Annotated in this window: 8 protein-coding genes; 4 read left to right on the forward strand and 4 right to left on the reverse strand. The window is 60.5% G+C overall.

The annotated features are described in order from the left end of the window. Nucleotides 1–367: 367 nt before the first annotated feature. Nucleotides 368–712, reverse strand: coding sequence for a YggL family protein (locus AD666_RS15175; RefSeq protein WP_053153338.1), 345 nt, complete (start codon nt 710–712; stop codon nt 368–370). Nucleotides 713–945: 233 nt separating this feature from the next. On the opposite strand from AD666_RS15175, the gene dacB reads away from it, so the two are divergent. Further along, complete coding sequence (gene dacB / locus AD666_RS15180; RefSeq protein WP_053153341.1) at nt 946–2,412, forward strand: D-alanyl-D-alanine carboxypeptidase/D-alanyl-D-alanine-endopeptidase; 1,467 nt, start codon at nt 946–948, stop codon at nt 2,410–2,412. A gap of 112 nt (nt 2,413–2,524) precedes the next feature. On the opposite strand, the gene AD666_RS15185 is transcribed toward dacB, so the two are convergent. Beyond that, nucleotides 2,525–4,909: a GGDEF domain-containing protein gene (locus AD666_RS15185; protein ID WP_053153344.1), complete on the reverse strand. Its 2,385-nt coding sequence runs from the start codon at nt 4,907–4,909 to the stop codon at nt 2,525–2,527. 141 nt (nt 4,910–5,050) lie between these two features. Further along, nucleotides 5,051–7,315, reverse strand: a complete 2,265-nt coding sequence (gene rlmKL / locus AD666_RS15190; protein WP_053153348.1) for a bifunctional 23S rRNA (guanine(2069)-N(7))-methyltransferase RlmK/23S rRNA (guanine(2445)-N(2))-methyltransferase RlmL — start codon at nt 7,313–7,315, stop codon at nt 5,051–5,053. A 530-nt stretch (nt 7,316–7,845) separates the two neighbouring features. Here rlmKL and rmf point away from each other — a divergent pair. Next, complete coding sequence (rmf, locus tag AD666_RS26095) at nt 7,846–8,061, forward strand: ribosome modulation factor (RefSeq protein WP_003223300.1); 216 nt, start codon at nt 7,846–7,848, stop codon at nt 8,059–8,061. Nucleotides 8,062–8,233: 172 nt separating this feature from the next. Here rmf and AD666_RS15195 read toward each other — a convergent pair whose 3' ends face one another. Next, the gene (locus AD666_RS15195; protein WP_053153351.1) at nt 8,234–9,253 is read right to left on the reverse strand and encodes a quinone-dependent dihydroorotate dehydrogenase; all 1,020 of its coding nucleotides are present in this window, start codon (nt 9,251–9,253) and stop codon (nt 8,234–8,236) included. Between the two features lie 239 nt (nt 9,254–9,492). On the opposite strand from AD666_RS15195, the gene AD666_RS15200 reads away from it, so the two are divergent. Beyond that, on the forward strand, nt 9,493–10,704 hold the full coding sequence (locus AD666_RS15200; protein ID WP_053153353.1) for a CmpA/NrtA family ABC transporter substrate-binding protein: 1,212 nt from the start codon (nt 9,493–9,495) through the stop codon (nt 10,702–10,704). A gap of 14 nt (nt 10,705–10,718) precedes the next feature. Continuing rightward, on the forward strand, nt 10,719–11,294 hold the full coding sequence (locus AD666_RS15205) for an ANTAR domain-containing response regulator (RefSeq protein ID WP_053153356.1): 576 nt from the start codon (nt 10,719–10,721) through the stop codon (nt 11,292–11,294). Nucleotides 11,295–11,600: the final 306 nt, after the last annotated feature.

Below are 11,600 nucleotides of genomic sequence, written 5' to 3' on the forward strand. Positions count from 1 at the left end.
CGATATACAGCGATTTCGGCCTTAGCGACATCAATGCCAACAACCGTTTGCGAGGTAAGGATTGTCATAACAAATCCTCGGGGCTAGGGTTTAGGTGCTTGTCGGGGTCTACCTTTGCGCTGGCTTGCATCTATCGTCGATCTTGTCGATGAATTCCTTATTGGCGCTTTGGGTAGAAGGGGCGGGACGAGAAGTCTCCCACGGTCCGTACTGGCTAGAGTCGGAATCGAGCTTTTAGTCCCGCCCACCCCTTCAAGTCTAAACATACAAGCGGGCTTGCTCGCGAAGGCGGCCGAGAGAGCAACCCGACCTCAAAAGACAGGCACAAAAAAACCGGCGCCCTCATCGGGTCGCCGGTTCCAGACCATCACGCTTGAGCGTTGATCTGCTTTTCCGGATACCACACGTCGATCAGCGGGCTGACTTCGACGCTGGTCAGCTCAGGACGAGCCTTGAGCCAGGTTTCAACGGCCGTGCGCTGTTCTTCGCTTACCGAGCCGCGCTTCTGCAGGCAGACCAGACCGTAGTCGTCGCCACCCACATAGCCCAGGCCATTGGCTTCCATGGCTTCTTTCAGGAATGCGTCGAGGAAAGCGTCAACAGCCTCATCGGCCAGATCTTCTTTGAAATCCAGGTTCAATTCGAAACCCAGCTCTTGAAATTCATCCACGCAAAGTTTTTTGCGCAGACGCCGGGAACGGTTAGTCGCCATTGAAACAATCCTCATCAGTAATAACGGCCGGCACTTTACCAGTTTGAAGCACCGATTGCCCGTCTGATCGGCGCGCCAGCCTACCGTCGGTAAAAAAATAGCGCCTGGAAGGGCTCGTGCTCGGCAAAGCCGCTGCACCTTGGGGCATAATGCCGACACATTCATGACCGTTGAGGACGTTCAATTTTCGTGTCCTCGTTTTTTCTTCCCTCGCCCGCAGGGTTTTATTTCAAATGATCAAGTCTTTTCGTCCACTGCTTCTAGCCAGCCTTCTTCTTCCCCTGGCTCTCCCCGTCTCCACCAGCGCCGCCACGATCAACACCGCCCTGTCGCCCAACGTGCAAAAGGCCCTCAAGGCCAGCAAGCTGCAAGACAATGCCCTGTCCCTGGTGCTGGTGCCACTCAACGGCCCTGGTACGCCGACCCTGTATAACGCTGACGTTTCGGTCAACCCCGCCTCCACCATGAAACTGGTGACCACTTACGCGGCCCTGGAAATGCTCGGCCCCAATCACCAGTGGAAAACCGAGTTCTATACCGATGGCACGCTCAGCGGCGGAATTCTGAACGGCAACCTTTACCTCAAGGGCGGCGGCGATCCCAAGCTGAACATGGAAAAACTCTGGCTGCTGATGCGCGACCTGCGAGCCAACGGCGTGCAGCAAGTCACCGGTGACTTGGTGCTGGATCGTGGCTTCTTCATCCAGCCGCAACTGCCCGAGTTCAACGACGACGGCAATGACGAAAACAAACCCTTCCTGGTCAAGCCCGACTCCTTGCTGGTCAACCTCAAGGCCCTGCGCTTCGTCGCCCGCAACGACGGTGGCCGGGTGCTGGTGTCGGTGGAGCCGCCGATTGCCAGTATCCGTATCGAAAACCAGGTCAAGGCCGTCAACTCCAAGCAATGCGCCGGCGGCGTGCGGTACAATCCGGTGCCCCAGGCAGACGGCAGCGTGACGGTGACCGTTGGCGGCCAGCTCGGCGATGGGTGCAGTTCCCAGACCTATTTGTCGTTGCTCGATCACGCCACCTACACCGCCGGTGCGGTACGGGCGATCTGGAAGGAACTGGGCGGCAGCATCCAGGGCAAGGATCGCCTGGCGTCGACACCAGGCAACGCCAAGGTGCTGGCCCGGGCCTTTTCGCCGGACCTCGCGGAGATCATCCGCGACATCAACAAGTACAGTAACAACACCATGGCCCAGCAACTGTTCCTGAGCCTGGGCGCGCAGTTCCGCAACGAAGCCGACGGTGACGACGCCAAGGCGGCGCAGCGCGTGGTGCGCCAGTGGCTGGCCAAGAAAGGCATCACCGCGCCACACCTGGTAATGGAGAACGGCTCCGGCCTGTCCCGTGCCGAACGGGTCAGCGCCCGAGAGATGGCCGCCATGCTGCAAGCGGCCTGGCGTAGCCCGTACTCGGCGGAATTCATCAGTTCGATGCCCATCGTCGGCACGGACGGGACCATGCGCAAACGCCTCAAGACCACCGCCATGGCCGGCGAAGCCCATGTCAAGACAGGCACGCTGAACACCGTACGGGCCATCGCCGGCTACAGCCGGGACGTCAATGGCAATACCTGGGCGGTGGTGGCGATTCTCAACGATCCGAAGCCATGGGGCGCTTCGTCAGTGCTGGACCAGGTGCTGCTGGACCTGTACCGGCAGCCGAAACTGCCTCAGACGGCTTCGGTGTTGTAACCCTTGTGGGAGCGGGCTTGCTCGCGAAGGCGTTGTGTCAGCCAATACAAATGTCGGATGTCATATCGCCTTCGCGAGCAAGTCCGCTCCCACATTGACCGCGTCCAGCGCGCTACCCCAACAGCATTTCCACCCGATCGCGCCCGGCCTGCTTGGCCGCGTACACGCATGAGTCGGCTCGCAACAGCAATGCATCCGCCCCCTCTCCGGCGCGCCAACTGGCGATACCGAAGCTGGCCGTGACGACACCCACGTCGTCGATCGGCGCAGTGCGCAGACCTTCCCATAGCCCGCTGGCCAGGGCGTAGGCGCTTTCGCCGTCAGTGTCGGGACACAGCACCACGAACTCTTCACCGCCCAATCGACAGAACACATCGGTACGCCGCAACCGCTGGGTAATCCGCTGGCAGACGGCCTGCAACACCCGGTCGCCCACCGCATGACCGTGCTGGTCGTTGATGCGCTTGAAATGATCGATGTCCAGCATGATGACCGAAAGATTGCCGGGGCCGCGTTCGACTCGCGTCATCTCCGAGGTCAGGCGTTCCTGGAAATAACGCCGGTTGCGGATGCCGGTCAGCGCATCGGTCACTGACAAGGCCCGCAGCTCTTCTTCCACGCGCTTGAGATCGGAAATGTCCGAGATGTAGCCATGCCACAGCACGCCACCGCCCGGAAGCTGTTCGGGCGTCGCCTCGCCACGTACCCAGCGCAACCCCCGTTGCGGCAGTTGTACCCGATACTCTTCACGCCATGGGCTCAAGGTATCGGCCGAAGTGCGGATCGAAGCGCGAACCCGGGCACCGTCCAGCGGATGGATGCGCGAGAAAATTGCCTCCGCGTTCTGGACCAGCACATCGGGTGCCAGCTCGTAAATATCGCGGATGCCGTCGCTGGCATAAATCACGCTGAACCGGCCATTGAAATCCATTTTGAACTGATAGATACCGCCGGGAACGTGGGCGCTGAGTTTTTTCAGCAACATGTCCCTGGCGGCCAGTGCTTCATGGACACGCTTGCGCTCGGTGATATCGATGCAGATCGCCAGGTGCCCGACCCACAGCCCCTGATCGTCGAGCATCGGCGTGGCCAGCATGTTGACTGTCAGGTGACTGCCATCACGACGCACCAGGGTCCATTCCCGGGCTTGCTGCCCTCCACGCTCGCTGCCCTCCAACAGCATCGCGTGGCACGTGGGGATCGGCTTGCCAAAGCGTGCGGCGAGCTGAGCGGCCCGAGCCTGGAGTTCCCGGGGAACGTGCAGGCTCTCCAGAGTCATGCTCTGCAAGACTTCCTGGCTTGGGTAGCCCAGCATGTGTTCGGCGCCGGCGTTGAAGGTGGTGATGACGCCCCGCAAGTCCGTGGCGATGATCGCCACCTGGGTCGCGGCATCCAGTACACCGCGCAATTGATTATGGGTCCCGCGCAGTTCCTGCTCCCGGGCACGCAGTTCCCGGGTGCGTTGTTCCACCAGTGTCAGCGCCCGCTGCCGCTGGCTGACCAGCACATAGAGCAAGGCGCTGAGCAGGAAACTGAGCAAGCCACCCAACACCACCAGGCTCGACACCGAGGAATGATTGGCCGCCAGGAATATCCGACTGGGTCGCAGTTCTATCCGGTAATCATGACTCCCGAGGCGCAGCAGGCGGATCGCTGACAAATCGCTTTCACCTGGCGGTTCGGCGGACTCGAACAAGATTTCTTCCCGATCGTCGGTAGACAGGTCCAGGACACGCAAGGACAGGTTTTCATGGCCGGACGCCGGCAACCCATCGCCCACCAGACGGCGCATGTTGATGGCGGCCACCACGTAACCGAACGGTTCCGGGGACGTTGCTCTTTTTACCGGTGCAACCAGCAAGACCCCACGGGCGAAGGCCGGATCGGTGCCCATCAAATCCAGGGGTTGCGAGACCACCAGGGCATCGCGCTGACGCGCTCCTTCAAGTGCAGCCCGGCGCAAGGGTTGGGACAGCAGATCGAAGCCCACTGGCGAGGCGGAGGACGGCTGGCTCTGGACGTACAGAACGGGGACATACTCGTCCCGCTCGGCAGTTGGTCGCAGGCCACCGTGACCGTCCGCCTCACGGATGGAGAACCCATCCATCCCCTCGGCGCGAGCCTGCTGCTCGAATGCCTGGCGCTCGTCCCGAAGCACGCGTGGTGCCCAACCGAACGCCTGGGTACGGTGCAACAACGCTTCGGCGTAGCCATGGAACTCCTCGCTGGAAACCCCCGAGGAATTGGCAAAGAAACGCCGCAGGCTGTCCAGGCGCTGCTCCTGGTCCTGGAACCGCTCCTCGATGCGACTGAAACGCTCCTCGGCTTGCAGCTCGAAACGTTGGCGCAGTTGCTGGTTGAACAGATTGGTCATTGCCCAGGTCAGCAAACCGGTCATGCAGGTGCCGGCCAGGAAGACCAGTGAAGCCACCAGCCAGGCCGAGACATCTTCGCTGATAAAACCCAGGATCCTGGGACGTACCGGATGCAATGCCATAACGACAACTCGAAAAGGGGCAGGCATGGGATACAGCCCTGACCACAGCTTTAGTTATAGCTATTAGCCATCACTTTGACCAGCCCTGAAAACGGCTGGAAGCCTTGAAATACAAGGCTTCGTGGATCCAATCGGGACATTTCAACGTGACATGATTTTCCAGGCGCGATGGATTTTGCCATTGCGGGCAAAGTCCGGATCGATGGTGCTGGCGGTGATTTCCTCCACCGCGTAGCGCTCGCACACATTGTCCTCGAGCTGGAACTTGCGGAAATTGTTGGAGAAATACAACACGCCACCCGGTGCCAGACGGGCCATTGCAAGGTCCAGCAACTGGACGTGGTCGCGCTGTACGTCGAACACACCTTCCATGCGCTTGGAGTTTGAAAAGGTCGGTGGGTCGATGAAGATCAGGTCGTATTCGTCGCGACAGTCCTGTAGCCAGGTCATCACATCGCCCTGCTCCAGGCGGTTCTTATCGGAAAAACCATTGAGCGACAGATTGCGCCGTGCCCAGTCCAGATAGGTTTTCGACAGATCGACGCTGGTGGTGCTACGGGCGCCCCCCTTGGCGGCGTGGACGCTGGCGGTCGCGGTGTAGCAGAACAGGTTGAGGAAGCGTTTGCCGGCTGCCTCTTTCTGGATACGCAGGCGCATCGGACGGTGGTCGAGAAACAGTCCGGTGTCCAGGTAGTCGGTGAGGTTGACCAGCAGCTTCACGCCCCCTTCGTTGACCTCGGTGAACTTGCCCTGGGCGCTCTGACGTTCGTATTGCTTGGTGCCGCTCTGGCGCTCACGACGCTTGATCACTACGCGACTCTTGTCGACGTTCAGCGCCTGCGGGATGGCCGCCAGCGCGTCGAACAGCCGGGCCGAGGCCTTTTCCGGGTCGATGGACTTCGGCGCGGCGTATTCCTGAACATGCACCCAATCGTGGTACAGGTCGATGGCCATGGAGTATTCGGGCATGTCGGCATCGTAGACCCGGTAGCAATCGACGCCCTCACGTTTGGCCCATTTACCCAACTGCTTGAGATTCTTTTGCAGACGATTGGCGAACATCTGCCCGCCTTCGCTCAGGCGCGCCTGCTCGACCACGGGCGCCGGGGCCGGCGCCGGTTTGATCGGATTGCCGTTCTTGTTGTACTGGCGCTCTTGCGGCACTTCCGGTACCCGATCCTGTAGATCGCGCTCGGCCTGACGCTGTTCCGGGGTGCGGCGCTCGCCGGTCACGAACTGATCCGGCAGCACCTTGATCAATAACAGCTTGCACGGCAAGGCGCCGTTCCAGAACGAATACTGCTTGTGACTACGAATGCCCATGCGCTTGCCCAGGTCCGGCGCGCCGGTGAACACCGCGGCCTCCCAGTTCAGGCAGGCCTGGCGCAGGCGTTCACCGAGGTTCTGGTAGAGATACAGCAGGCTGGCTTCATCGCCCAGACGCTCGCCGTAGGGCGGGTTACAGATGACCAGGCCTTTCTGGTTCTGGTCCGGACGGGGCTCGAAGGTGGCGACTTCACCTTGATAGATCTTGATCCACTCGCTCAGGCCCGCACGTTCGACGTTGTTGCGGCCCGGCTGGATCAACCGTGGGTCGGCTTCGTAGCCGCGAATCCACAACGGTGGTTTGGCCAACCCGGCAGCAGCGCGGGCGGTGGCTTCTTCATGGAGTTTTTTCCACAACGCTGGCACATGGCCTAGCCAGGCGGTGAAGCCCCATTGTTGGCGACGCAGGTTCGGCGCCATGTCGGTGGCAATCATGCCCGCTTCCACCAGGAACGTGCCCACACCGCACATCGGGTCGGCCAAAGCCCCACCTTCGGCGGCAATGCGCGGCCAGCCGGCACGGATCAGGATGGCCGCGGCGAGGTTTTCCTTCAGCGGCGCCGCGCCTTGCTGCAAGCGATAGCCACGCTGGTGCAGGCTATGGCCGGAAAGGTCCAGGGAGAGAATCGCTTCGCCGCGATCCAGGCGCAGGTGAATGCGCAGATCCGGGTTGAGCTTGTCGATGGACGGTCGCTCTCCAGAGGGCGTACGCAGCTTGTCGACGATGGCATCCTTGACCTTCAGTGCGCCGAAGTGGGTGTTATCGATGCCCGAACCGTGCCCGCTGAACTCCACCGCCAGGGTGCCATCGGCCAACATGTGATCCTGCCAGTCGACGTCCAATACGCCGTGGTACAGGTCGTCGGCGTTTTTCATCGAAAAGCGCTTGAGGACCAGCAGTACACGGTTGGCCAGCCGAGACCACAGACACAGGCGATACGCCGTCTCCATGTCGGCCATGCCGCGAACGGCGGAGGTGTGCTCGCGTGCCTCTTCAAGGCCAAGCCCGGTGGCTTCCTCGAGCAGCAGGCCTTCGAGGCCCTTGGGGCAGGTGAGGAAGAGTTCAAAACGGTCGGACATGGGAGTTTCCAGAGCCTTTGGCCAAGTGGACCGGGCAACGCATTGCCGGTCGGGTTCAATCAGGTACTTTTCTCAAGAGCACCCGGTGGCATGAAAGTATGCCGTTCCACCCTCGCCGCTCAGGTTAAAAGAGCTTAGATGCAGGGGCAGGTTAAAAATTCTGTAAAACAAATTGTGAAAACTCATCCCTTTCGTCGAATAGTACCCGAGTGCAACGGGAGGACATTCTCATTCGAACCAGCGCAGCCCTCTTCAACGCAGGGCCGATCATACAGGGGTCTTGCTCAAAAGCGGTCAGTGAACAGCTTGTTACTTATCGCTCTGGCATCTTTATTGTTACGTGCTTATGACAAAAAGATCATTCCATCCATGTGACGCTTTGGTTAGAACTCAACACAGGTTGACGTCGCAACGGCGCCAACACCTTGGCTCGTCACGCCGGCAACGAGCCACCAACGGCAGAATGATTCTGCCCCGGCCTCGATAGAGGTCGACGCGAAGCAACAGTCAACAAGTGAGGGCAACACCCTATGAGAAGACTTAAGCGTGATCCGTTGGAAAGAGCATTTTTACGCGGTTACCAATATGGCGTTGGTGGTAAATCCCGTGAGCTTTGCCCCTTTACTCTACCGTCAGTACGTCAAGCCTGGATCAATGGCTGGCGAGAAGGACGCGGCGACAACTGGGACGGTATGACCGGCACTGCGGGTATCCATAGACTCAACGAACTTCACGCCGTCGGCTGACACAGGGCTTAATACTCCAGAACTCGACAATTTGATCCGACCATCGACTTAACCACGCGCGTCCCATCCGGACGGCGGGCTACGGCCCAGGGGCTCCTTCGAGGAGCCCTTTTTAATGGGCGGCTTTCACACATTCAAACACACCCTTGTGGCGAGGGATTCTTGCCCGGCTCTAGCCCAACGCCGCGATGGCGTCCACGGACTCACGAATCAACGCAGGTCCCTTGTAGATGAAGCCCGAATAAATCTGGACCAGGCTCGCCCCGGCGGTGATTTTCTCGGCCGCATGGCGCCCTTCGGTAATCCCGCCAGCGGCGATGATCGGCAAGCGCCCGGCCAGCTCGGCGGCCAGCACCTTCACGGTGTGGGTGCTCTTGTCACGCACTGGCGCGCCGGATAACCCGCCCGCTTCATCACCGTGATCCATCCCTTCGACGCCTTCGCGACCCAGCGTCGTGTTGGTGGCGATCACCGCGTCCATGCCCGTCTCGATCAGGGCCTGGGCCACTTGCACGGTTTCTTCGTCGGTCATGTCCGGAGCGATCTTGATCGCCAGCGGGACATGCTTGCCATGAATCAGTGCCAGCTCCGCGCGACGCCGGGCCAGGTCCGCCAGCAACTGCTTGAGGGAATCCCCGAATTGCAGGCTGCGCAGCCCCGGGGTATTCGGCGAGCTGACATTGACGGTCACGTAGCTGGCGTGGGCATAGACCTTGTCCAGGCAGATCAGGTAATCGTCGACGGCGCGCTCCACCGCAGTGTCGAAATTCTTGCCGATGTTGATGCCCAGCACGCCCTTGTACTTGGCGGCGGCAACACGGGCCAGCAAATGGTCGACGCCCAGGTTGTTGAAGCCCATGCGGTTGATGATCGCCTCGGCTTGCGGCAAGCGAAAAAGGCGCGGCTTGGGATTACCCGGTTGCTGCCGTGGCGTGACGGTGCCGATTTCCACGAAACCGAAACCCAGCTGCGCGAAGCCGTCGATGGCTGCACCGTTCTTGTCCAGCCCCGCGGCCAGGCCCACCGGGTTGGGAAACTGCAATCCCATCACACTCACCGGGAGTTTCGCCGGTGCCTTGCACAGCAGCCCATTGAGGCCCAGGCGCCCGCCCGCGCCAATCAGGTCCAGGGACAAATCGTGGGAGGTTTCCGGGGAAAGTTTGAACAGCAGTTCGCGGGCCAGGGTGTACATGGGCGATTTTGACTCGGGCGACAAAATGAGGCGGGGATTATAGCCGCGCAGCGGCGGTTCAGCGAGGCGCCTGCATAAAACAGTGCCGATGGCATATGCCTTGCACCGTTTGTGCTCATCGACGCTCATGCCAACGACGGAATGAGTGCCACACTGATTTAAAGGACAACGGCGTCGTCCTCCGGCCTTGCTCTGGCAGTTGTCGGGTACGGCGCTTTTTATGTGCAAGGTGATGCCCGATGAATGAAATTCCAGCCAACCCCCTGGCCTGGGTCAATGGCAGCGACGCTCCGGAAAAGAGCGCGATCGATCTTGGCTTCATGGCCTTGAGTGATTGCGCCCCGGTGGTGGTGGCCGCCACTCAGGGCTTCGCCCAACCCTACGGCCTGACCTTGAACCTCAAGCGCCAGGCATCCTGGGCCAACCTGCGGGACAAGCTGGTCAGCGGCGAAATCGATGCGGCCCACAGCCTGTACGGCTTGATCTATGCGGTGCACCTGGGCATCGGCGGTGTCGCGCCGACTGACATGGCCGTGCTGATGGGCCTGAACCAGAACGGCCAGAGCATCAACCTCTCTCATGGGCTGCAAGCGCTGGGCGTGACCAGTCCTGAGGCACTGGAACGCCATGTGCACCAAACTCGCACGAAACTGACCTTCGCCCAGACCTTCCCAACCGGCACCCATGCGATGTGGCTCTACTACTGGCTCGCCGCCCAGGGTATTCATCCGTTGTCGGATGTGGACAGCGTGGTGGTACCGCCACCGCAAATGATCGCCCACTTGCAGGCCGGCCGTATCGATGGCCTCTGCGTCGGCGAACCCTGGTGCGCCAGTGCGGTAAAACAGAACCTGGGCTTCACCCTGGCGACCACGCAGACCATCTGGCCCGATCACCCGGAAAAAGTCCTGGGCTGCACCCGCGCTTTTGTCGAACAATACCCCAATACCGCACGTGCCCTGGTGATGGCGGTCCTTGAGGCCAGTCGCTTCATCGAACAGAGCAGCGAGAATCGCCGCAGCACCGCACAACTCTTGAGTGCGCCCGAATACCTCGACGCACCGCTGGACTGCATCGAGCCCCGCCTGCTTGGCATCTATGCCGACGGCTTGGGCAATAGCTGGCAGGATCCCCACGCCATGCGTTTCCACGGTGACGGCGAAGTGAACGTCCCTTACCTGTCCGACGGCATGTGGTTCATGACCCAGTTCCGCCGTTGGGGCCTGTTACGTGAAGACCCGGATTACCTGGCCGTGGCGCAAGAGGTCCAACAGCTGGCGCTGTATCGCCAGGCCAGTGCAGCACTGGGCATCGCATCTCCCCGTCAGGACATGCGCAGCAGCCAATTGATCGACGGTATTACTTGGGACGGTTCGGATCCGGCCGGGTATGCCCGCTGCTTCAAACTGCACGCCTTGAGCGATGCGGCTCCCCTTCTCGCCAGCCGCTGACAGGAGCCTTGAGCATGTTGCGTATCCTGCTGATCAACGACACCGCGAAAAAAGTCGGTCGTCTCAAGGCTGCCCTGACGGAAGCCGGGTTCGATGTCATCGACGAATCCGGATTGACCATCGATTTGCCAGAACGCGTCGAAACAGTGCGTCCGGACGTGATCCTGATCGATACCGAGTCACCGGGACGGGATGTGATGGAGCAAGTGGTACTGGTCAGTCGCGACCAGCCACGACCGATCGTCATGTTTACCGACGAGCACGACCCCGATGTGATGCGCCAGGCGATCAAGTCCGGCGTGAGCGCTTACATCGTCGAAGGTATCCACGCCGCACGCCTGCAGCCGATCCTCGACGTGGCCATGGCGCGCTTCGAAAGCGACCAGGCCCTGCGCGCCCAGCTCCTGGCCAGGGACCAGCAACTGGCCGAACGCAAGCGCATCGAACTGGCCAAGGGCATGCTGATGAAGATGAAAGCCTGCAACGAAGAACAGGCCTACACCCTGATGCGCCGCCAGGCCATGAGCCGCCAGCAGAAGCTGATTCAGGTGGCGGAACAGATCATTGCCATGAATGAGTTGTTGGGCTGACGGCCTCGCAGCGTCTGACCCGGCGTCATCGCGAGCAGGCTCGCTTGTATGTTTAGACTTGAAGGGGTGGGCGGGACTAAAAGCTCGATTCCGACTCTAGCCAGTACGGACCGTGGGAGACTTCTCGTCCCGCCCCCTCTACCCAAAGCGCCAATAAGGAATTCATCGACAAGATCGACGATAGATGCAAGCCAGCGCAAAGGTAGACCCCGACAAGCACCTAAACCCTAGCCCCGAGGATTTGTTATGACAATCCTTACCTCGCAAACGGTTGTTGGCATTGATGTCGCTAAGGCCGAAATCGCT

This window comes from Pseudomonas sp. Pf153 (assembly GCF_001269775.1).
GTDB classification, from domain to species: domain Bacteria; phylum Pseudomonadota; class Gammaproteobacteria; order Pseudomonadales; family Pseudomonadaceae; genus Aquipseudomonas; species Aquipseudomonas uvaldensis.

Excerpts from the sequence above, each read along its gene's own strand:
- AD666_RS15175 (WP_053153338.1), bottom strand. The coding sequence starts at position 712 with ATGGCGACTAACCGTTCCCGGCGTCTGCGCAAAAAACTTTGCGTGGAT.
- dacB (WP_053153341.1), top strand. The coding sequence starts at position 946 with ATGATCAAGTCTTTTCGTCCACTGCTTCTAGCCAGCCTTCTTCTTCCC.
- AD666_RS15185 (WP_053153344.1), bottom strand. The coding sequence starts at position 4,909 with ATGGCATTGCATCCGGTACGTCCCAGGATCCTGGGTTTTATCAGCGAA.
- rlmKL (WP_053153348.1), bottom strand. The coding sequence starts at position 7,315 with ATGTCCGACCGTTTTGAACTCTTCCTCACCTGCCCCAAGGGCCTCGAA.
- rmf (WP_003223300.1), top strand. The coding sequence starts at position 7,846 with ATGAGAAGACTTAAGCGTGATCCGTTGGAAAGAGCATTTTTACGCGGT.
- AD666_RS15195 (WP_053153351.1), bottom strand. The coding sequence starts at position 9,253 with ATGTACACCCTGGCCCGCGAACTGCTGTTCAAACTTTCCCCGGAAACC.
- AD666_RS15200 (WP_053153353.1), top strand. The coding sequence starts at position 9,493 with ATGAATGAAATTCCAGCCAACCCCCTGGCCTGGGTCAATGGCAGCGAC.
- AD666_RS15205 (WP_053153356.1), top strand. The coding sequence starts at position 10,719 with ATGTTGCGTATCCTGCTGATCAACGACACCGCGAAAAAAGTCGGTCGT.